Source organism: Novosphingobium sp., assembly GCF_030699305.1.
In the GTDB taxonomy this organism is placed as follows: domain Bacteria; phylum Pseudomonadota; class Alphaproteobacteria; order Sphingomonadales; family Sphingomonadaceae; genus Novosphingobium.
Map to the genome: position 1 here is coordinate 146962 of NZ_JAUYNB010000027.1, position 22183 is coordinate 169144.

Annotated in this window: 18 protein-coding genes; 9 read left to right on the forward strand and 9 right to left on the reverse strand. The window is 66.0% G+C overall.

Annotated elements, in window-relative coordinates; genetic code table 11:
• Positions 1-21 precede the first annotated feature (21 nt).
• The 3 genes from gltB (at position 22) to Q8Q53_RS11580 (ending at position 7169) form a co-directional block, all read left to right on the forward strand.
• Entirely contained in the window at positions 22-4662 is a 4641-nt protein-coding gene (gene gltB / locus Q8Q53_RS11570) for a glutamate synthase large subunit (protein WP_305701919.1), read from the forward strand.
• 11 nt (positions 4663-4673) lie between these two features.
• Positions 4674-6110, forward strand: a complete 1437-nt coding sequence (locus Q8Q53_RS11575) for a glutamate synthase subunit beta (protein WP_305701920.1) — start codon at positions 4674-4676, stop codon at positions 6108-6110.
• A gap of 96 nt (positions 6111-6206) precedes the next feature.
• Entirely contained in the window at positions 6207-7169 is a 963-nt protein-coding gene (locus Q8Q53_RS11580; protein ID WP_305701921.1) for a RimK family alpha-L-glutamate ligase, read from the forward strand.
• Here the strand turns inward: Q8Q53_RS11580 and ung are convergent.
• Positions 7108-7797: a uracil-DNA glycosylase gene (ung, locus tag Q8Q53_RS11585; RefSeq protein WP_305701922.1), complete on the reverse strand. Its 690-nt coding sequence runs from the start codon at positions 7795-7797 to the stop codon at positions 7108-7110. The two genes, Q8Q53_RS11580 and ung, sit on opposite strands and share 62 nt — an antisense overlap.
• A 64-nt stretch (positions 7798-7861) precedes the next feature.
• On the opposite strand from ung, the gene Q8Q53_RS11590 reads away from it, so the two are divergent.
• From Q8Q53_RS11590 to Q8Q53_RS11605, 4 genes are read left to right on the forward strand one after another with little or no spacing between them, the layout of a single operon-like run.
• Positions 7862-8482: a ribonuclease D gene (locus Q8Q53_RS11590; RefSeq protein WP_305701923.1), complete on the forward strand. Its 621-nt coding sequence runs from the start codon at positions 7862-7864 to the stop codon at positions 8480-8482.
• Between the two features lie 12 nt (positions 8483-8494).
• Positions 8495-9139: an LPS export ABC transporter periplasmic protein LptC gene (locus tag Q8Q53_RS11595; protein WP_305701924.1), complete on the forward strand. Its 645-nt coding sequence runs from the start codon at positions 8495-8497 to the stop codon at positions 9137-9139.
• Positions 9139-9693 (forward strand): LptA/OstA family protein, encoded by a 555-nt coding sequence (locus tag Q8Q53_RS11600; protein ID WP_371136548.1) that lies wholly within the window; start codon positions 9139-9141, stop codon positions 9691-9693. Before Q8Q53_RS11595 ends, Q8Q53_RS11600 begins: the two co-directional genes overlap by 1 nt.
• Positions 9694-9698: 5 nt before the next feature.
• Entirely contained in the window at positions 9699-10958 is a 1260-nt protein-coding gene (locus Q8Q53_RS11605; RefSeq protein WP_305701926.1) for a WcaI family glycosyltransferase, read from the forward strand.
• A 109-nt stretch (positions 10959-11067) separates the two neighbouring features.
• Here Q8Q53_RS11605 and Q8Q53_RS11610 read toward each other — a convergent pair whose 3' ends face one another.
• The 3 genes from Q8Q53_RS11610 to mutS are packed head-to-tail and all read right to left on the reverse strand — an operon-like array spanning position 11068 to position 14218.
• Positions 11068-11367, reverse strand: a complete 300-nt coding sequence (locus Q8Q53_RS11610) for a hypothetical protein (RefSeq protein ID WP_305701927.1) — start codon at positions 11365-11367, stop codon at positions 11068-11070.
• A 34-nt stretch (positions 11368-11401) separates the two neighbouring features.
• Positions 11402-11590, reverse strand: a complete 189-nt coding sequence (locus tag Q8Q53_RS11615; RefSeq protein ID WP_305701928.1) for a hypothetical protein — start codon at positions 11588-11590, stop codon at positions 11402-11404.
• A 42-nt stretch (positions 11591-11632) separates the two neighbouring features.
• Positions 11633-14218 (reverse strand): DNA mismatch repair protein MutS, encoded by a 2586-nt coding sequence (gene mutS, locus Q8Q53_RS11620; RefSeq protein ID WP_371136549.1) that lies wholly within the window; start codon positions 14216-14218, stop codon positions 11633-11635.
• A 136-nt stretch (positions 14219-14354) separates the two neighbouring features.
• On the opposite strand from mutS, the gene Q8Q53_RS11625 reads away from it, so the two are divergent.
• The gene (locus tag Q8Q53_RS11625; RefSeq protein WP_305701930.1) at positions 14355-16616 is read left to right on the forward strand and encodes an NADP-dependent malic enzyme; all 2262 of its coding nucleotides are present in this window, start codon (positions 14355-14357) and stop codon (positions 16614-16616) included.
• A gap of 56 nt (positions 16617-16672) precedes the next feature.
• Here Q8Q53_RS11625 and Q8Q53_RS11630 read toward each other — a convergent pair whose 3' ends face one another.
• Positions 16673-17440, reverse strand: coding sequence for a sulfite exporter TauE/SafE family protein (locus tag Q8Q53_RS11630; RefSeq protein ID WP_305701931.1), 768 nt, complete (start codon positions 17438-17440; stop codon positions 16673-16675).
• A gap of 115 nt (positions 17441-17555) precedes the next feature.
• Positions 17556-18272 carry a tRNA (guanosine(46)-N(7))-methyltransferase TrmB gene (locus Q8Q53_RS11635; RefSeq protein WP_305701932.1) on the reverse strand — a complete coding sequence of 239 codons (717 nt, stop codon included), beginning with the start codon at positions 18270-18272 and terminating at the stop codon, positions 17556-17558.
• 122 nt (positions 18273-18394) lie between these two features.
• On the opposite strand from Q8Q53_RS11635, the gene Q8Q53_RS11640 reads away from it, so the two are divergent.
• Complete coding sequence (locus tag Q8Q53_RS11640) at positions 18395-19219, forward strand: helix-turn-helix transcriptional regulator (protein ID WP_305701933.1); 825 nt, start codon at positions 18395-18397, stop codon at positions 19217-19219.
• A gap of 68 nt (positions 19220-19287) precedes the next feature.
• Here the strand turns inward: Q8Q53_RS11640 and ctrA are convergent, their stop codons facing one another.
• The 3 genes from ctrA to Q8Q53_RS11655 form a co-directional block, all read right to left on the reverse strand.
• Positions 19288-19983 (reverse strand): response regulator transcription factor CtrA, encoded by a 696-nt coding sequence (gene ctrA, locus Q8Q53_RS11645; RefSeq protein WP_305701934.1) that lies wholly within the window; start codon positions 19981-19983, stop codon positions 19288-19290.
• A gap of 170 nt (positions 19984-20153) precedes the next feature.
• Entirely contained in the window at positions 20154-20543 is a 390-nt protein-coding gene (locus Q8Q53_RS11650) for a DUF4112 domain-containing protein (RefSeq protein ID WP_305701958.1), read from the reverse strand.
• A gap of 115 nt (positions 20544-20658) precedes the next feature.
• Complete coding sequence (locus Q8Q53_RS11655) at positions 20659-22140, reverse strand: ABC transporter substrate-binding protein (RefSeq protein WP_305701935.1); 1482 nt, start codon at positions 22138-22140, stop codon at positions 20659-20661.
• Between the last annotated feature and the right edge of the window lie 43 nt (positions 22141-22183).

A 22183-nucleotide genomic window follows, 5' to 3' on the forward strand; every position in this document is an offset into this window, starting at 1 on the left:
CTAGACAGGATGGATTTATCGATGGGTTTCCCGGCGCCTCAAGGCCTTTATGATCCGCGTAATGAGCATGACGCATGTGGTGTGGGCTTTGTCGCCCACATTAAAGGTGCGAAAAGCCATGGGATCATTAGCCAGGCGCTCGAAATCCTGAACAATCTGGACCACCGCGGCGCGGTCGGGGCCGATCCGCTGCTGGGTGACGGCGCGGGGATCCTGATCCAGCTGCCCGATGGCCTGTTCCGCAAGTGGGCCGATACCGAAGGGCTGAAGCTACCCCAGCCGGGCGACTATGCTGTCGCCATGTGCTTCCTGCCGCAGGACGAACAGGCCCGCGAATTCGTGATCGGCACGTTCGAAAAGTTCATCGCCAAGGAAGGCCAGCGGCTGGTCGGCTGGCGCGATGTGCCGGTGAACCTGGACGGTCTGGGCAAGACCGTGCTGGAATCGATGCCGGTGATCCGCCAGTGCTTTGTCGCGCGCGGGCCGAGCTGCGCCGATCAGGCCGCGTTCGAGCGCAAGATCCTGGCGATCCGCAAGCAGACCCAGAACCCGCTGGCGGCGCTGGCTGAAAAGCACGGCCTGCCCGGCCTGACCGAACTGTATATGCCCAGCTTCTCCACCCGGACGATTGTCTACAAGGGGCTGTTGCTGGCGACGCAGGTTGGCGGGTTCTATCATGACCTGACCGATCCGGCCTGCGTTTCCGCGCTGGGTCTGGTGCACCAGCGCTTTTCGACCAACACCTTCCCCAGCTGGAAGCTGGCGCACCCGTTCCGGTTCATCGCCCACAACGGCGAAATCAACACCGTGCGCGGCAACGTCAACTGGATGAACGCCCGCCGCCGCACGATGGAAAGCGAGCTGCTGGGCGCTGACCTCGACAAGATGTGGCCGCTGATCCCGCATGGCCAGTCGGACACGGCGAGCCTCGACAACGCGCTCGAACTGCTGCTGGCGGGTGGTTATCCGCTGGCCCACGCGGTGATGATGCTGATCCCCGAAGCCTGGGCCGGCAACCCGCTGATGGATGCCAAGCGCCGGGCGTTCTATGAATACCACGCCGCGCTGATGGAACCGTGGGATGGCCCCGCCGCCGTGGCCTTCACCGATGGCCGCCAGATTGGCGCCACGCTGGACCGCAATGGCCTGCGCCCCGCGCGCTTCCTGGTGACCGATGACGATCTGGTCGTGATGGCATCCGAAAGCGGCGTGCTGCCGATCAAGGAAGACAACATCGTCCGCAAGTGGCGGCTCCAGCCCGGCAAGATGCTGCTGATCGACCTTGAGGAAGGCCGGATCATCGAGGACGAGGAAATCAAGGCCCGGCTGGCCGGGGAAGAGCCGTATGAAGACTGGCTCGAAACCGCACAGTACAAGCTGAAAGACCTTGAAGTGGTCGAGCCGGAACTGGCGCAGGTCGCGGTCGAAACCACCAGCCTGCTCGATCGCCAGCAGTCCTTCGGTTACACGCAGGAAGACGTCAGCCGGTTCCTGGAACCGATGGGTGCGAAGGGTGAAGACCCGATCGGATCGATGGGCACGGACACCCCGATTGCCGTGCTGTCGACCCGCGCGCGGTTGCTCTACGATTACTTCAAGCAGAACTTTGCGCAGGTCACCAACCCGCCGATCGACCCGATCCGCGAAGAACTGGTGATGAGCCTGGTCAGCATGATCGGCCCGCGCCCGAACCTGCTGGGCATGGAAGCCGGCACGCACAAGCGGCTTGAGGTTGAACAGCCGATCCTGACGAACGAGGAAGTCGCCAAGATCCGCTCGGTCGAAGCCGCGCTCGACGGCGCGTTCCGCACCGCCACCATCGACATCACCTGGGATGCCAGGACCGGCGCCGAGGGGATCGAGATGGCGCTCAAGGAAATGTGCTGGGCCGCGACCGAGGCCGTGCTGCAAGACAAGAACATCCTGATCCTGTCCGACCGCGCGCAGGGGCCGGACCGCATCCCGATGCCGGCGCTGCTGGCGACGGCGGCGGTGCATCACCACCTCGTCCGGCAGGGACTGCGGATGCAGACCGGTCTGGTCGTCGAAACCGGCGAAGCGCGCGAAGTGCACCACTTCTGCGTGCTGGCGGGCTACGGCGCAGAGGCGATCAATCCGTACGTGGCCTTCGAAACGCTGGAAGATATCCGCGTGAAGAAGGAACTGCCACTGACCACGTATGAAGTTCAGAAGAACTACATCAAGGCGGTCGGCAAGGGCATCCTCAAGGTCATGTCCAAGATGGGCATCTCGACCTATCAGTCGTACTGCGGCGCGCAGATCTTCGACGCGGTCGGCCTGTCGAGCGAACTGGTCGAACGCTACTTCACCGGCACCGCGACGACGATCGAAGGAATCGGGCTGAGCCAGGTCGCCCGGGAAACCGTCCGCCGCCATCAGGCCGCTTATGGCGATAACCCGATCTACCGCAACATGCTGGACGTCGGCGGGATGTACGGCCTGCGCCTGCGGGGCGAAGAACACGCCTGGACCGCGCAGAACATCGCCGCGCTGCAACACGCGGTGCGCGGCAATGTGCCGGAAAAGTACAAGGAATTCGCCGAAACCATCAACGACCAGTCGGTCCGGATGCTGACCATCCGGGGCCTGCTGAACCTGAAGAAGGCGGACCATCCGCTGGACATCAGCGAAGTTGAACCGGCCAGCGAAATCGTGAAGCGGTTCGCCACCGGCGCGATGAGCTATGGCTCGATCAGCTGGGAAGCGCACACCACGCTGGCGCTCGCCATGAACCGGATCGGCGGCAAGTCGAACACCGGCGAAGGCGGCGAAGACCCGGCGCGGTTCACCCCGCTGCCGAACGGTGACACGATGCGTTCGTCGATCAAGCAGGTCGCTTCTGGCCGGTTCGGCGTGACGACCGAATATCTGGTCAACGCCGACGACATCCAGATCAAGATGGCGCAGGGCGCAAAGCCCGGTGAAGGCGGCCAGCTGCCGGGCGACAAGGTCGACAAGACCATCGGCAAGACCCGCCATTCGACCCCTGGCGTCGGCCTGATCTCGCCCCCGCCGCACCATGACATCTACTCGATCGAGGATCTGGCCCAGCTGATCCACGACCTGAAGAACGTCAACACGGGCGCGCGCATCTCGGTCAAGCTGGTGTCCGAAGTGGGTGTCGGCACCGTGGCTGCGGGCGTTTCCAAGGCGCGCGCGGACCATGTGACGATTTCCGGCTACGAAGGCGGGACCGGCGCTTCGCCGTTGACTTCGCTCACCCACGCGGGTTCCCCGTGGGAAATCGGCCTTGCCGAAACCCAGCAGACGCTGATCCTCAACAACTTGCGCAGCCGCATCGCGGTGCAGGCCGATGGCGGTCTGCGCACGGGCCGCGACGTGGCGGTCGCGGCGCTGCTTGGCGCGGACGAGTTCGGCTTTGCCACCGCGCCCTTGATCGCCGCTGGCTGCATCATGATGCGCAAGTGCCACCTCAACACCTGCCCGGTCGGCGTTGCCACGCAGGACCCGGTGCTGCGCGCGCGCTTCACCGGCCAGCCGGAACACGTGATCAACTACTTCTTCTTCGTCGCCGAAGAACTGCGGGCGATCATGGCCGAAATGGGCTTCCGCACCGTGGGTGAAATGGTCGGCCGGGTGGACCGCATGGACACCCGCCAGGCCATCGACCACTGGAAGGCCGAAGGGGTCGACCTCAGCCGTATCCTTTATCAGGCGCCGCTGGGTGAAAGCCCGTCGCTCGGCTGGTCGGGGACGCAGGACCACGGGCTGGAAAAGGCGCTCGACAACGATCTGATCGCGGCCGCCGCCGATGCGCTGGACAAGCAGCAGCCGGTGGTGATCGAACGCAAGGTGATCAACGTCAACCGCACGGTCGGCGCGATGCTTTCGGGCGAAGTCGCCCGGCGCTACGGCCATGCCGGTCTGCCGGACAACACCATTTCGATCCGCCTGACCGGGGTTGCCGGGCAAAGCTTTGGCGCGTGGCTGGCCCACGGCGTGACGCTGGACCTGACCGGGGACGGCAACGACTATGTTGGCAAGGGCCTGTCAGGCGGGCGCGTGATCGTGCGCCAGCCGGGCCATGTGGACCGCGATCCGACGCAGAACATCATCGTCGGCAACACCGTGCTCTACGGCGCGATTGCGGGTGAGGCCTATTTCAACGGCGTGGCCGGGGAACGCTTCGCGGTGCGCAATTCGGGCGCGGTCGCGGTGGTCGAAGGCACCGGGGATCATGGCTGCGAGTACATGACCGGCGGCGTGGTGGCGGTGCTGGGCAAGACCGGCCGCAACTTTGCAGCCGGCATGTCGGGCGGGATCGCCTATGTCTATGACGAGGACGGCCAGTTCGCCCAGCTGTGCAACATGGCGCAAGTCGATCTGCTGCCGATTTCGGCGGCGCGCGACGAGGGTGACGGGACGGGTCGTCCGACGCAGCGCTCGAACGGGGTGAACGACACCGGGATGGGCGACATGCTCTATCACGATGCCGAGCGTCTGAAGGTGCTGCTCGAACGCCACCACCTCCACACCGGCAGCAAGCGCGCCCGCGCCCTGCTGGACGATTTTGGCAATGTGCTGGGCAAGTTCGTGAAGGTGATGCCGCGCGACTATGCCAAGGCGCTCAAGCAACTCGAGGCCGAGCGGCAGGCAGCCGCCTCGGTGGCCGCGGAATAAGGAACCGAACCATGGGCAAGGAAACCGGCTTTCTCGAACTCGACCGCCAGGACCGCACTTATGCGGACCCCAAGGAACGGCTGCACCACTACAAGGAATTCGTGATTCCGCATGCGGAACCGGCGCTGAAGGCGCAGGCCAGCCGCTGCATGAACTGCGGAATTCCCTATTGTCACAACGGCTGTCCGGTGAACAACATCATCCCGGACTGGAACCACCTGGTCTATGAAGGGGACTGGCAGAATGCGCTCGAAGTGCTGCATTCGACCAACAACTTCCCCGAATTCACCGGCCGCATCTGCCCCGCCCCGTGCGAGGCAAGCTGCACGCTGAACATTGTCGACCAGCCGGTAACGATCAAATCGATCGAATGCGCGATTGTCGACAAGGGCTGGGAAAACGGCTGGATCACGCCGCAGGTTCCCGCCAGGCGCACCGGCAAGTCGGTCGCCGTGGTCGGTTCCGGCCCGGCCGGCATGGCCTGTGCCCAGCAACTGGCGCGCGCCGGGCATTCGGTGACGCTGTTCGAAAAGAACGACCGGATCGGCGGGCTGCTGCGCTACGGCATTCCCGACTTCAAGCTGGAAAAGCACCTGATCAACCGCCGCGCGGTGCAGATGGAAGCCGAAGGTGTCGAATTTCGCACTTCGACCGAAGTTGGCGTAACCATTTCGGTTAACTCGCTGCGCGAAAACTTCGACGCCATTGTTCTGTCGGGCGGGGCGGAAGAGCCGCGCCGGCTGGAAATCCCCGGCGCGGAACTGCCCGGCGTGCGGCTGGCGATGGAATTCCTGACCCAGCAGAACAAGCGCAACGCGGGCGACGACGAACTGCGTGCTGCACCGCGCGGCTCGCTGCTCGCCACGGGCAAGCACGTGGTCGTGATCGGCGGCGGCGATACCGGCAGCGACTGCGTAGGCACCTCCAACCGCCAGGGTGCGGCATCGGTCACCCAGATCGAAATCATGCCGCAGCCGCCGGAACACGAAGACAAGCTGCTGACCTGGCCGGACTGGCCGCTCAAGCTGCGCACCTCGACCAGCCATGAAGAAGGCGTGGCACGCGACTGGGCGATCCTGACCAAGCGCGTGCAGGGCAAGGACGGGCAGGTGACCGGCCTCGATTGCGTCCGGGTCGAATGGGTCGATGGCAAGATGCAGGAAATCGCGGGCAGCGAATTCACGCTGAAGGCCGACCTGATCCTGCTGGCGATGGGCTTCGTCGGCCCGCGCAAGCCCGGCCTGCTCGATCAGGCTGGCGTTGAGCTGGACGCGCGCGGCAACGTCTTTGCCGACACGTTCAGCTATCGCACCAGCGATCCCAAGATCTTAGCGTGCGGCGATATGCGGCGCGGGCAGAGCCTGGTCGTCTGGGCGATCCGCGAAGGCCGTCAGGCCGCGCGCGCGGTCGATCAGGCACTGATGGGGGCCAGCGAACTGCCGCGCTGATCCGTTTCGCTGTTGAACACCACAGGGCGTGCCGCACGGTGCGCCCTGTCTGGTTTGGGGTTCACCCTAAAGCGGCCCGACGCTACGAGCCTGAGCATGACACTGAAAATCGCCTTCCTCGCCTGCGCCGAGACCATGCCCGGCTCCCCCACCCGCCGCGCCGATGCGTTTGAGCACGACGTGCAGGTTGCCGCGCTGCGCGCCGGGCTGACTGGCATGGATGCCACGCTGATCGAAATCGACTGGCGCGCGCCGCTGGAGGCCTTGAGCGGGTTCGATCTGGCGGTACTGGGCACGGTCTGGGACTATACCGATCATCCGGCGGAGTTTCTGGCGCGGCTGGAAGCGCTGGAAGCGGCGGGGGTGCAAGTCTGCAACCCGGCGGAAGTCGTGCGCTGGAACGCGGACAAGGGCTATCTGCGGGAGCTCGCCGAGGCCGGCGCGCCATCAATCCCGACGTTGTGGCCAGACGATCCCGAGGCGGAGGACGTGGCCCGCGCGTTCGATCATTTCGGCACTGACCGGGTGGTGGTGAAGCGCCGGGTGGGCGCGGGCGCGGTCGGCCAGTTCAGCTTTACCCGCGCCGATCCGCCCGCGCCAGACTGGCGGCTGGGGCAGGTGGGGATGATCCAGCCGTTCCTGCCCGCGATCCAGACCGAGGGCGAATACAGCCTGATCTTCATCGACGGGCAGTTCTGTCACGCCTTGCTGAAGCAGGCGGCGGATGGGGATTATCGCATCCAGTCGCTCTATGGCGGGCGCGAAGTGGCGCTCGAGCCCGACCCGGCGGATATCGCCCGCGCCGCGCAAGTGCTGGCGATGCTGCCGTTTACCCAGGCTCCGCTTTATGCCCGGATCGACATGGTGCGCCTGCCAGACGGGCAACTGGCGCTGATCGAGGCGGAATTGATCGAGCCATATCTCTACCCCCGCCAAGGCCCGCGCCTTGGCGAAATGCTGGCAGCGGCCATCCAGCGGCCATCCAGCGGCGGCTCGCCTAAACCCGCCAGTCCACCGCACCGCGCCCGTGCGCTTCCAGAAAGGCGTTGGCCTGGCTGAAGTGGCGGCTGCCGAACCAGCCGGTGTGGGCGGACAGCGGGCTGGGGTGCGGGGCGGTGAGGATCAGGTGGGGACTGTCGGGGCCAAGCCCGGCGACACGCTCCGCCTTCTTGCGGGCGTGGCCTCCCCACAGCATGAACACACATGGTTCGGCTTTGGCCGCGACGGCGGCGACGACTGCGTCGGTGATCGCTTCCCAGCCCTTACCCTGGTGCGAGGCTGGTTTGCCGTCCTCCACCGTCAGCGCGGCGTTGAGCAGCAGCACGCCCTGCCGCGCCCAGCCGGTCAGGTTGCCGTGGTTCGGGCGGGGCAGGGCAAGGTCGGCTTCCAGTTCCTTGTAGATGTTGACCAGGCTGGGCGGCACTTTCACGCCCGGCTCAACCGAAAATGACAGGCCATGTGCCTGCCCCGCGCCGTGGTAGGGATCCTGTCCCAGAATCACGACCTTGACCCGATCCAGCGGGGTCAGGTCCAGTGCCGCCAGCCGGGAGCCGCGCGGGGGATAGATGACCTTGCCTTCGGCTTCCTGCGCGGTCAGGAAAGTGCCGAGCTGACGCGCCGGTTCACTCGCCAGCACCGGCGCCAGTGCAGCGCGCCAGCTGGGGGGGACGGCGTCATCGTTCGGCATCTGTCACTGTTCCTCAATCCGGGACTTTCCCTTGGCGCACGATCAGCCTAAGCACTTTCTCGATATGACTGTCCATTTCCACGAAGAAGATCTTCCCGCAGACGTGCTGGCTCCCGGCCCGATTGCCATCGACACCGAAACGATGGGGCTGATCACTCCGCGTGACCGGCTGTGCGTGGTCCAGTTGTCCGATGGCAGCGGGCATGAACATCTGGTCCGGTTCGGCCCCGGCTCCGATTACGCCGCGCCCAACCTGAAGGCGGTGCTGGCCGATCCTGCGCGGCTGAAGCTGTATCACTTCGCGCGGTTCGATCTGGCCGCGATCGAGCATTACCTGGGCGTGGTTGCCGCGCCCGTGTTCTGCACCAAGATCGCCAGCAAACTGGTGCGGACTTATACCGACCGTCATGGGCTGAAGGATCTGGTGCGGGAATTGCTGGGCAAGGAGATTTCCAAGCAGCAGCAGTCCAGCGACTGGGGCGGGGCGGTGCTGTCCGATGCGCAGCAGGAATATGCCGCGTCCGATGTGCGCCACCTGCACGCGATGCACACGATCCTGGTAGAGCGGCTGGCGCGCGAAGGGCGAACCGAGCTGGCGCAGGCCTGCTTTGATTTCCTGCCGATGCGCGCGCGGCTCGATCTGGCGGGTTGGGCTGACAAGGACATTTTCAGCCATGAAGCGTAGCGTGCCCGTCCGATGACCCAGGCGGCCGACCTGATGCGCGGCAAGCGCCGTCAGTGGGCCGCGCCCGGCGGTTCGCATGACCGCACGATTCATATTCTGGCGCGCTGGCTGCCGGGCCTGATCGGGGTTGTGGCGGCGACGATGATTCTTGGCCCGATCGTGCCGCGCGGGGAAATCAGTTTTCTGCTCGACCGGACCAAGGTGGCAGTGGTGAACGAACGGCTGCGCGTGGCAGAGGCGATGTATCGGGGCGAAGACGATGTCGGACGCCCGTTTACCGTAACCGCAGGCAGTGCGGTGCAGGCCAGCGCCGATGAACCGGTTGTGCGGATGGAAGATCTGGTTGCGCGGATCAGGCTGACCGATGGTCCGGCGGAATTGTCCGCACGTGGCGGTATCTATGACTACGACCGCGAGGTCGTGGACGTGACCGGCCCGGTCAACTTTACCGCTGCCGATGGCTACCGGATGACCACCAGCGCGATCACGATCGACCTGAAAGGGCGGCGCGTTGTCGGCTCTGGCGGGGTAACCGGGGCGATCCCGGCAGGTACTTTCAGCGCGGACCGGATCATCGCCGATCTGGATGCGCGCACCATAACCCTTGATGGACACGCCCGGCTGCTGATGTCGCCGGGGAAGCTCAGGATGCCATGATGGCCAAACGTTCACTTACTTCCACGGCTCTTCGTTCGCTGCTGGGCGGATTTGCATTGGGCGGGGCCGCCTTGCTGGCGGTCGGCCAGTCCGGCGCGCAGGCGCTGGGCGCGCATAACAGCGACGCCCCGGTCAGCTATGCCGCCGACCGGATCGAATTGCAGGACAAGCAGAACCGCGTCGTCCTGTCCGGCAATGTCGATATCAGCCAGGGCGGGCTGCGGATGCAGGCCGGGCGGACCACGGTGGCGTTCACCGATCAAGGTTCGCTCAAGATCCAGCGGATCGATGCGACCGGCGGGGTATCCGTGGTGCGCGGCAGCGAAAGCGCCAAGGGCGATGTCGCGATCTATGACTTCAACCGCCGGATCATCACGCTGGCCGGCAATGTGGCGCTGCGCCGCGGCGGCGATACGCTGAACGGCGGGCGGCTGGTGATCGACCTCAATTCCGGGATTTCCAGCGTCGATGGGCGCGGCGGCGCGGTATCCGGTGCCAGCACGACCGGCGGGCGCGTGACCGGCACCTTTGCCGTGCCCAAGGGCGGCAACTGAGCGGGATGACGCGGATGGCCGCCGGACGGCGGGTACTGATCGTCGGGATCAACTACGCCCCCGAACAAGTCGGGATCGGACCCTACAGCGCCGGTCTGGCCGAAGCGCTGGTGGCGCGCGGGCACCACGTGGCGATGATTGCGGGCAAGCCCTATTATCCGAAATGGCGGGTCGATCCGGCATTCGCCGGGGGGGGGTGGCGCAGCAGTACCGAAAACGGCGTGACCATCACGCGCTGCCCGCATTACGTCCCGGCTGATCCGGGCGGGCTGAAGCGGATCATCCACCTCGCCAGTTTCGCGCTGACCGCGCTGCCGTTCGCGATCCGCGCCGGGCTGGCCCGCCGCGCCGAACGCCCCGATGTGGTGATCGCCATCGCGCCCGCGCTGTTCAGCGTGGTGACCGCGTGGGTTGCGGCGCGGCTGGCAGGGGCGAAACTGTGGGTCCACGTTCAGGATTTCGAGGTTGAGGCTGCGCTCGCGACCGGGCTGTTGCCGCAGGACAGCATGGTCGGACGGTTCGCGGCCTGGTTTGAAAGCCGGATCCTGCGGCTGGCTGACCGGGCCTCAACCATCAGCCCGCAGATGTGCGCCAAGCTGGTGGCCAAGGGCGTTGCCCCCCAGCGCGTGCTGGAAGTGCGCAACTGGGCCAATGCCAGCTTTGCCCCCGATCCCGCCGGAGCGGCGATGATCCGCGCCGAATGGGGACTGGGGGAGCGCAAGGTGGCGCTCTATTCCGGCAACATTGCCCGCAAGCAGGGGATCGAAATTCTGGTCGAGGCTGCGCGGCTGTTGCAGGGCCGCGCTGACATTGCCTTCGTGATCTGCGGCGAAGGGCCAAACCGCGCGGAACTGGAACGGCTGGCGTCCGGCCTGCCCAATGTCCAGCTGCACGATCTGCAACCGGCGGAGAGGATGGGCGCGATGCTGACCATGGCCGACCTGCACCTGCTGCCGCAGATCGCGGGTGCGGCCGATCTGGTGCTGCCCTCGAAACTGACCAACATGCTGCTGTCGGGCCGCCCCGTGATCGCCACGACGGAAGCCGGGACCGGGCTGTATGACGAAGTTGACGGCTGCGGCGTGATTACCCCGCCGGGTGACGCTGCCGCGCTGGCGGCGGCGATTGCTGCACTGGCCGACGATCCGGACCGCCGCGCGACCTATGGCACCGCCGCCAGCCAGCGGGCGCAGGAACGCTGGATGCAGGGCGCGATCATCGACCGGGTGGAAGCGGAACTGGGCACGCTGCTGCCCGCGCGTTAGCCTTTCACTTCCCCCTTGCCCGTTCGTGTCGAGTGAAGTCGAGACACGTTGGCGCTGTGCGGGGTGTCTCGACTTCACTCGACACGAACGGGTTGGTTTATTTGGGGGATCAGGGCTCTTCGGTCGGGTCGTTCTCAGCCGGAACGGTATTGTCCGTCACCGGCGCGCCGGCCTCTGCGGCGGCGGCGTCTTCCTCGCTCAGTGGTTCGTCTACGGCGACATCGTCAGGCGCTGGTGCGGGCAGACTGACGACACTCGATTCAATCGCCCGGGCGGTCTCGATCTTTTCCGCGCTGGCGGCGAGTTGTTCCTGCCCGCCGCCCGGTTCGAAGAACGCAGCGACGCTGGCGCTGATGCCGATGGCCCACAGCGCGGCGAATTTCCAGTTGCGGAAGATCAGTTGATACATGCACGCCGCCCCCTGCGCGGCTGGTCGGACCGGGTCACCGGTCCTTGCTCCATGGCGATTTGTGCGCTTCCTGAGCGGCGGAAACCTTGGCCGCCTCATGCTGGCGGGCCTGATCGGCCACCGGCACCGTGCAGTAAGCCGTCAGCAACACGCCCAGCGACCAGCCGATCGCTTTCCAGCGACTGCGGAACACCTGGTTGATCTTGGGGCCAAAGCCGAACATGGCTGCCAGCGATAGCAGTGCCAGGTTAACGAAGGTTTTCCGTCAGTTGCTGTCGTTGTCGGCGGCGCGCTTCAGGGCATAGAGGATGTCCAGCGCCTCACGCGGGCTGAGCGCGTCGACATCGAGGTCGCGCAGCCGTTCGCGCACCGGATCAGCGGGTTCATCGGGCGCAGCGGCGGCGGCCGCGAACAACGGCAGGTCGCCCAGACCCGCCGCGAGGCCGCCGGTTTCGGCGCGGCCCTTTTCCAGCCGGTCGAGCACCGATTTCGCCCGCGCGACGACCGGTGCGGGCACCCCGGCCAGCTTGGCGACGGCGAGGCCATAGGACCGGTCCGCCGGACCTTCGCTGACCTCGTGCAGCAGCACCAGCTCGCCCTTCCATTCGCGCGCGCGGACGTGGTGCAGCGACAGCGCCTCGCAGCTTTCGGCCAGCCGGGCGAGTTCGTGGTAATGCGTGGCGAACAGGCAGCGGCAGCGGTTGACGCCGTGGACCGCCTCCACCACCGCCCAGGCCAGCGCGAGGCCATCATACGTCGATGTGCCGCGCCCGACTTCGTCGAGGATCACGAAGCTGCGCTCGGTCGCCTGAGCAAGGATCGCGGCGGTTTCGACCATCTCGACCATGAACGTGGAACGTCCGCGCGCGAGATTGTCGGACGCACCGACCCGGCTGAACAGGCGGTCGACCAGCCCGATCCGCGCGCTTTCCGCCGGAACGAACCCGCCCGCCTGCGCCAGCAGTACCACCAGCGCGTTCTGGCGCAGGAAGGTCGATTTACCGCCCATGTTCGGCCCGCCGATCAGCCAGAGCCGGTCATGCGGGGCGAGCCGGCAATCATTGGCGATGAACCGTTCGCCCCGGCCTGCCAGCGCGGCTTCGACCACCGGGTGGCGTCCGCCGACGATCTCCAGCCCCAGACCGTCCGAGATTGCGGGCTTGCACCACCCGCCTTCGGCGGCGCGCTCGGCCTGTCCGGCGGCTACATCAATCCGGGCGAGCGCGGCGGCGGTCGCAGCGATGGCGCGGCGCGCGGCCACGGCGGCGGCGATCAGTTCCTCGAAATGCGCCTCTTCGGCGGCCAGGGCATGGCCGCCCGCCTCGGCAATCCGGCTCGCTTCCTCGTGCAGCGCCAGCGCGTTGAACCGCACTGCGCCGGCCATCGTCTGGCGGTGGGTAAAGCCGCTGTCAGGCACCATCAGTGCATCGCCGTGCCGGGCTGGGACTTCGATGAAATAGCCCAGCACGCCGTTGTGGCGGATTTTCAGCGCCGCGATCCCGGTCTGGTCGCGGTATTTCGCCTCCAGCAGTGCAATCGCGCGGCGCGCATCGCCCGATATGCGGCGCAGTTCATCCAGCGCGGCGTCATAGCCTTCGGCGATGAACCCGCCTTGCCCGCGTTCGGTCGGCGGGGCGGGGACCAGCGCGCGGGTATAGAGGTCGGTCAGCGCGCCATGTCCGGTCAGGCAGGGCAGCAGGTCATCCAGCAGTGCGGGGCGTTCTTGGCGCTGCACCAGATAGTCATGGATGCGCCGCGCCTCGCTCAGGCCGTCACGCAGCTGGCCCAGATCGCGCGGGCTTCCGCGTCCGGCGACCACGCGCCCCAGTGCGCGGCCCAGATCGGGCAGGGCGCGCAGCACGACCCGCAAGTCCGCGCGCAGCAGCGGATCGTCGTGCAGCCAGCTGACCAGCGCCAGCCGGGCCTGAATTGCCGCCGCATCGGTCAGCGGGGCGGACAGGTCATCGGCCAGCTGGCGCGCGCCCGCGCCGGTGACACAGCGGTCGACCGCCTCGACCAGACTGCCGCGCCGGGTGCCTTGGGCCGTGGTCAGGATTTCCAGACTCGCCCGCGTCGCCTCGTCCATTGCCAGCGCCGCATCGCCCGTGCGCGCAACCGGCGGCAGCAGCAGCGGCAGCTTGCCGCGCCCGACATGGTCGAGATAGGCGATCAGGCCGCCCGCTGCGGCCAGCATCGCGCGGGTGAAATCGCCGAACCCGTCGAGCGTGGTCACCCCGTGCACCGCCTTCAGTCGCGCTTCACCGCCGTCACTGGAAAAATCCCGGGCCGGGCGGGGGATGGTGTCCAGTGGCACGCCGTCCAGCCCTTCCGGTGCGACCGTCTCGCTCGCCCCCAGCCGGGCGAGCGCTGCGCCCAGCCGGTCAGGCGCGCATTCCTCCAGTTCCATCCGCCCGGTCGAAATGTCGACAGCCGCGATGCCGATGGTGCCGCGCAGATCGCACACCGCCGCCAGCACATTGGCGCGGCGCGGTTCCAGCAGGGCTTCCTCGGTCAGCGTGCCCGCCGTGACGAACCGGACGATATCGCGCGCCACCAGCGCTTTCGAACCGCCGCGCTTTTTGGCTTCTTCCGGCGTTTCGACCTGTTCGGCGATTGCCACCCGGCATCCGGCCTTGATCAGGCGGGCGAGATAGCCTTCAGCCGCATGGACCGGCACCCCGCACATCGGGATCGGCACGCCCAGATGCTCCCCCCGACTGGTCAGCGCGATATCGAGCACTTGCGCGGCCTGTTTCGCGTCTTCGAAGAACAGCTCGAAAAAGTCGCCCATGCGGTAGAACAGCAGGCAATCGGAAGCCTCGGCCTTGAGCGCAAGGTATTGCGTCATCATCGGTGTGGCGGGGGCTGCGGTCATCGCGATTGCGTAGCGGCCCTGCATACGATTCGGAAAGCGCGAAACCCCAGCTTTCCCCTATCGCGTCGCGCATCCATCCGTTAGGGCGAGGCCGATATCTGGAGAACCTGCCTTGTCCGACGAAAGCAACGTCCGTTTTACCGAGCGCGAAGCGCTGTTCTATCACAGCACGATCCGCCCCGGTAAGATCGAGATCATCGCCAGCAAGCCGATGGCGACCCAGCGCGACCTGTCCCTGGCCTATTCGCCGGGTGTGGCCGTGCCGGTGCAAGCCATCGCCGACAATCCGGCCTGCGCCTATGACTATACTGCCAAAGGCAACCTGGTGGCGGTCATCACCAACGGCACCGCGATTCTGGGGATGGGCAATCTGGGTGCGCTGGCATCCAAGCCGGTGATGGAAGGCAAGGCCGTGCTGTTCAAGCGCTTTGCCGACGTCGATTCGATCGACATCGAGCTGAACAGCGAAGATCCGGATGCGATCATCGAAGCGGTCGCGATGATGGAGCCGACCTTTGGCGGGATCAATCTGGAGGACATCAAGGCCCCGGAATGCTTCGTGATCGAACAGGCGCTGCGCGAACGCATGAAGATCCCGGTGATGCACGATGACCAGCACGGCACCGCGATCATCGCCGCCGCCGGTCTGGTCAACGCCTGCTACCTGACGGGCCGCGATTTCAAGGACGTGAAAGTCGTGGTCAACGGTGCGGGCGCATCGGCGCTGGCCTGCACGGCCCTCATCAAGTCGATGGGCGTACGCCACGAAAACGTGACCGTCTGCGATACCAAGGGCGTGATCTATGTCGGGCGGGACGGGGTCGACCAGTTCAAGTCGGCCCACGCGATCCAGACCGACAAGCGCACCTTGAAGGAAGCGATGCAGGGCGCGGACATCGTGCTGGGCCTGTCGGCCGCCGGGGCGATCACGCAGGACATGGTCAAGGGCATGGCCGACCAGCCGATCATTTTCGCGATGGCCAATCCGGACCCCGAAATTACCCCGCCCGATGCCAAGGCGGTGCGTCCCGATGCGATCGTCGCGACCGGGCGCAGCGACTATCCGAATCAGGTCAACAACGTGCTGGGCTTCCCGTTCATCTTCCGCGGCGCGCTCGACGTGCGGGCGACCGCGATCAACGAGGAAATGAAGATTGCCGCGGCCATGGCGATTGCCGAACTGGCGCGCGAACAGGTGCCCGAAGAAGTCGCCGCCGCTTATGGCAAGAACCAGCAGTTCGGGCATGACTACATTATTCCCGCGCCGTTTGACCCGCGTCTGATGGAAGTCGTGTCGTCCGCCGTGGCCAAGGCGGCGATGGATACCGGCGTGGCGCAGAAGCCGATTGAGGATTTCGACGCCTATCGCCACAGCCTGAAGGCGCGGCTCAACCCGACCACGTCGGTGCTGACCCAGGTCTATGAAACGGTCAAGGCCAACCCCAAGCGGGTGATCTTTGCCGAGGCGGAAAACGAAGTCGTGCTGCGCGCGGCAATTCAGTTCCGCGATTTCGGGTACGGCGAACCGGTGCTGGTTGGCCGGACCGAGGCGGTCAAGGCCAAGCTGACCGAACTGGGCGTGGGCAACCCCGACAGCTATGAGATCGAGAATTCGGCGATCAGCGAACACGTGCCGGCGATGGTTGAACTGCTCTATCAGCGGCTCCAGCGCCGAGGCTTCATGGAACGCGATGTGCGGCGCATGGTCAACCAGGATCGCAACGTGTTCGCTGCGGCCCTGCTGAAACTGGGCGTGGGCGATGCGCTGGTGACGGGCATGACCCGCACGTTCGCTCAGACCATGCGCGAAGTGCGTCAGGTGCTCGATCCGGGCGCGGGCCGCCTGCCGTTCGGCATTCACCTGATGATCGGCAAGAACTACACCGTGTTTCTGGCCGACACGACCGTCAACGAACGCCCCACCGCCGAAGAACTGGCCGTGATCGCCAAGGAAACCGCCGCCGTGGCCCGCCGTCTGGGCCATGAACCGCGCGTGGCGTTCCTGTCCTATTCCACCTTCGGCAATCCGCCGGGACGCTGGCTGGACAATATCCGTGCGGCCGTCTCGATCCTCGATGCCGAAAACCCCGGCTTCGAATACGAAGGCGAAGTCGCTCCCGATGCCGCGCTGAACCCCACGGTCATGGCGAACTATCCGTTCAGCCGCCTGTCCGCGCCTGCCAATGTGCTGGTGATGCCGGGGCTGCAATCGGCCAACATTTCGGCCAAGCTGCTGCGCGAACTGGCGGGCAATCCGACCATCGGGCCGATGCTGATCGGGATGGAAAAGCCGGTCCAGATCATCCCGATGACTGCGATTGCGCCGGATGTGCTGACGCTGGCCGTGCTGGCTGCGGCAGGGATCGCGGGTTAGGACTTGAAAGGCCGCGCTGCTCGCATGGGCGCGCGGCCTTCAGCCACCATCGCTGGCTAGAGGCCGAGCGCCGTGTAGACGCCGTATCCGCTGGTCAGGGTCAGCACCACGCCGACCAGGATCAGCATCTGCTTGGGCGGGAAATGCTTGGCTGCCCAGGCGCCCAGCGGTGCGGCGGCGATCCCGCCGATCAGCAGGCCCAATGTGGCGCCAGCCACGTCGGCAAAGCCCAGGTGGAAGATGAACGCGGCAGAGACGGTCAGCGTCAGGAAGAACTCGACCGAGTTGACCGTGCCCACCACCTTGCGCGGATCGGCCCCCTGAATCAGCAGGTTGGACGTCACCACCGGCCCCCAGCCGCCGCCGCCTGCCGCATCGAGGAAGCCCCCGAACAGACCCAGCGGCGCGATCAGCCTCGCTTCCCTGATCTTGGGCGGATAGAGCACGCCCCGGATCAGCAGGTAGATCCCGATGGCGGTGAGGTAGGCCAGCACAAACGGCTTCACCACGCCCGCGTCGAGCGAGGTCAGGACATAGGCCCCCAGCAAGCCGCCGATCATGCCCGGCACCAGCAGGCGGAAAAACAGCTTCTTGTCGATGTTGCCGTGCAACAGGTGGCTGATCCCGGAAGTCGCCGTGGTAAAGCATTCCACCAGATGGACCCGCTGCGACGCCTGTGCGGGCGGAACGCCCAGCACGCCTACCAGCAAGGTGTTGGAAATGACCCCGAACGCCATGCCCAGCGCCCCGTCGACCAGTTGCGCGGCGAACCCCACCGCGATGAATGGCCACAAGGCGGCAAGGTCGATCGAGGCGAAATCCATGGCTGGCCGACTCCGTGAGAAGATTGTCGACCAATCGAATAGAGTTTCACCCAGGTCTGTGCGAGAAAGTTATCCGCGCCAGCGCCGAAGCGAAACTTTCCTGCGGCAGCCTGCCTCAGCGCCGCCGAAAGCGGAAATACCAGACCTCGTGCCCGTAAACGTTGCGCGCCTTGGCTTCATAGCGGGTTTCGGGCCAGCCGCCGGGACGGTGCTGGAAATCGGCCGGTTGCCCGCACAGCCATTCAAACTGGTCGGTGTGGCGCCGCATCACCATCAACGCATGGCGCACATAAACGGCATGATCGGTGCCGAACCGGAATTCGCCACCCGGCTTCAGCTTGGCCGCGAACAGGTCGACCGGGCCGTCGTTCATCATCCGCCGCTTGGCATGGCGCGCCTTGGGCCAGGGATCGGGGTGGAGCAGATAGAGGAACGACAGCGCGCCATCGGGAATGCGCTGCAACACTTCCAGCGCGTCGCCGTGGTGAATGCGGACGTTGGGCAGCGGCGGGCGCGTGCCGTTGTCACCGTCAACATGGGTCAGCGCCTGCGCCACCCCGTTGAGGAACGGTTCTGCGCCGATGAAGCCATGGTCGGGCAGCATGTCGGCCCGCCCGGCCATATGCTCGCCCCCGCCAAAGCCGATCTCGAAGTGCAGCGGGCGGTTGTCCCCGAACAGGCGCTCCGCCGTGACCGGCCCATCCGCCGGAACCGCGATTTGCGGCAGCAACCGGTCAACCAGCCCTTGCTGGCCCTGCCGCAAGGGCTTGCCCTTGGCGCGGCCATAGAGGCGGTTGATCGTGGTCGGGTCACCGGGTTTGTAGGCTGTCATGGTCGGGGCGTTTGGCAGTCGGTCCGGCAGGGGTCAAGCTTGCGCGCGGTCCGGAGCATCGTGGACCTTGCCCCAAAATAATTGGGATGGACGCACGCGGGGCCATGTGGTGATCAGGCAGCATGTCGGCCCCGGAACGCTTTCCCCGCTCGTTTGCAGCCCTGAACCACAGCGAATTGGAAATCCTGCGCCTGTTGACGGCGGGCCACACGGTCAAGTCCATCGCTGTGCGGCTGGGGCGTTCGGAAGCCTCGATCAACGAGCGCCTGCGCGATGCGCGCCGCAAGACTGGCGTCGGCAGCAGCCGCGAACTGGCGCGGCTGATCGACGCCCAGAAAATCTGGGACAGGAATATCGATCTGTCCGCGCAGCCGTCCCCGGCCGATGGGTTGGCGCAGCCCCGTGATGCGGGGCGCCCAAGGTCGAAAGGAACGTTAATCATGCTTATTGCCATCCCCCTTGCCGCTGCCGGACTTGTGATGACGGCGACCGGATCGATGCACGAGGCGGCAGAGCCGCTGCCCGTTCACGTCGCCGCTCTGCGCGAGGCGCCGCTGGTTGGCCGCTGGTCGCTCGATGTCTCGCGCATTCCCGTTGCGGAGCGCCCACAAAGCGTCACGATATCGTTCCGGGTCGGGCCCGATGGAAAGTGGACCACCATTGTCGATATGACCGGCCCTGATGGGATCAGCCGCCATGCGGAATCGACGGCGGCGCCGGACGGTGTTGCCGTGCCGATCACGGGCAACATGGGTTTCATCGATACGGTTTCGCTGCGCCAGCCAGCGCCTGACACGCTGGTCATGACGCTGGGCAAGGCTGGCGCGCCGGTTTCGACGCGGGTCTATACCGTGCAGAAGGATCGCAGCGCGATGACCGAAACGATCGTCTGGGCTGGGAACGGCATCCCCGGACTGGAAACCACCCATTTCCGCCGGATCAACTGACCCAAACGAAAACGGCCCGCCGGGAGAGGGGCGGGCCGCATTCGGTCGTCAGGAAGGGTGGCGGGGGATCAGGCCGCTGCGGCTTCCTCGCCCGGATCGCGCAGCACATAGCCGCGGCCCCAGACGGTTTCGATGTAGTTGTCACCCTCGCAGGCGTGCGCCAGTTTCTTGCGCAGCTTGCAGATGAACACGTCGATGATCTTCAGTTCCGGTTCGTCCATCCCGCCATAGAGGTGGTTGAGGAACATTTCCTTGGTCAGCGTGGTGCCCTTGCGCAAGGACAGCAGCTCCAGCATCGCGTATTCCTTGCCGGTCAGGTGGACGCGCGCGCCGTCGACTTCGACGGTTTTGGCATCCAGGTTGACGGCCAGCTTGCCGGTGCGGATGACCGATTGCGAATGGCCCTTTGACCGGCGCACCACGGCATGGATGCGGGCGACCAGTTCTTCGCGGTGGAACGGCTTGGTCACGTAATCGTCGGCACCGAAGCCGAACGAGCGGACCTTGGAATCCATTTCCGAAATGCCGGACAGGATCAGGACAGGGGTCTGGACTTTGGCCACGCGGAGCTTTTTCAGCACATCGTAACCGTGCATGTCCGGCAGGTTCAGGTCGAGCAGAATGATGTCGTAATCATAGAGCTTGCCCAGATCGAGCCCCTCTTCACCCAGGTCCGTCGAATAGACGTTGAACCCTTCGGTCGTCAGCATGAGCTCGATGGCCCGTGCCGTAGTTGGCTCGTCTTCGATCAGCAGTACGCGCATGGGTTTCCCCCCTTTGCCCCGAAATCCCCGGTCGCTAACCCTCTTTCAAGAGTTGTTGACCGCCATTAACCATATGACCAATGAAGTGGAAAGGTTAATTTCCCGTAAATGGGGAGACGCGGATTCTTCGGGGAATCCGGATTTTCCGGGGTGCAGCGCCGGCTTGTGTCCTAACCCTCGATCACCCGCGCGGACGGATGGTGCTTGTCCAGGTGCGCCCGCAGGATCTTGAGGTTGCGGGTGTTGGAGCGATAGAGCACGTCGAACAGGTCCCCGGCGAGCGGGACTGCGCCGATTGCGGTATCGATGCCGATGTTGCCCATCATCCGCCACAGCTTCCAGCGCGGCAAACCGAGGTTGCGCGCTTCCCACACGGCATAGAGGCCCATCGCCGCGGTCACGACATCGCCCAGCACCGGAACCACGCCGGCAATCGCGTCCAGCCCGATGCGGCGATTGAGGCCGGGAATGCGCACCGCCCGTTCCAGCAGCAGTTCCAGCGCCTCGACCCGGCGGCGGACCGATGCCGGATCGGTGCCGAGCGGCAATTCCGCTGTCATCCGGTGCAGATTGGCCCGATGCAGATTGGCCCGGTGCAGATTGCTGCGGTGGGTGTTTACAGTGTCAGACATGGGCGACCCTACGAAGCGCGCGGCCACAACCGGCCGCAGCAACTTATTTGGGGTGCATGGCCAGCGGCATCAAGGGGTGGATGTTCCAGCGGTTCGGGGCGAAACCGGTGGTGGCCCCGCTGACCAGCGACCAGCGCACCGGCACGCCGAACGGGATGAAGCTGTTGGCGATGGTCAATTGTGCCTCGGCCTGGGCGTATAGCTCCGCGCGCTTGATGGGGTCGGGTTCCGACAGGGCGTCGGCGGCCAGCCGGTCGGCATTGGCGCTGCACGGCCCGCGCGCGTTGGCACAGCTCAACTGGTTGAGGAACCAGCCGACACGGGCGTAGCGCGCCGTGGTATCGACCAGCCGCAAGTCGGCATCGGCTGTTTCACCGACCCGGCGCACGCCCAGTCCGATTGCACCGAAATCGCGGACCAGCTGCCGCAACAGGATATCTCCGCCGGGACCGGTGGGCAGGGCGATGCGCAAGGCGGGCGGCTTGCCGGATGCGTCCTGCCACCCGGCCACCCGGGCAGCGGCGGTGCGGCGGCGGTCGGCCAGACTTTGGCCGGGCCAGCGTTCGGCCACCGTGCCGTTATCGTCGGCGCTGCCGGGGGCGACAACCCGGGTCGTGGCGGTCCACCCGCCGACATTGAGCGCGCCAGCCAGTGCCTCGCGGTCCAGCGCCATGGCCAGTGCCTCGCGGTTTTCGGGCGCGCCCAGAAATCCGTCGGTGCGGGTTACCGCCAGCCCGAACAAGCCGGTCACCGGGTCCAGCCGGATCGCGCCGCGCGACACGCTGGCGGCATCCAGCCGCGGAAAATCGGCAAACCGCCCGCCCAGCACGACGTCCACCTCGCCCGCGTTGAAGCGGGTAATGGCGGCGGCGGCGGTCAACGCCACCAGGTTCAGCTTGCGGCGGCGGGATTCCCAGTTTTCCGGCTGCGGCAGGCCCAGGTCTTGCGGCGGGATCGGGGTGAGGATCGCGGTGCGCTTGTCGCGGCTCAGGCTCATCGGCCCGGCCCCGTTTCCGCGCATCGTCAGACCCAGTTCGGGCTGGGCCAGCAATTGCAGCAGATCGGGGACCTGCTGGCGCAGCCGGAGTTCAATAACGCGCCCGGCCATGGTCCGCACTTCGCTGATGACGGCAAGGTCGCTGCCCAGCGCTGTGCCGTTCAGTGCCCTGATCGCCTGGACCAGTGCGGCCCGCCCCGATTCACCGGTAATCGCGCCGCCGCCCGGCCAGGTGCCGTCGCGCAGGCGGAAGATATAGCTCAGGCCATCGTCGGTCACGATCCAGCGATCGGCCAGCGCCGGGATCACCCGGCCCTGCTCGTCAAAGCCGACCAGTCCCTCGGCCGAGGCTGCCCGGACCAGTTGGGCCGCCACTGGCAAGCGTGCGCCGGTAGCGAACGGAGCGGATGGATCACCGATTACCGCCACTTCCACCGCGCGGTCATCGCCGCGCCCGCAAGCGGCCAGCATCGCAGCCAGGATGGCGGCGATCAGGGCGTTACGCAGGAACGGTGCGGGACGGGACATGGAATGCCCGTTCTTTAGGGGCAATTGCCTGCCGGTGACAACC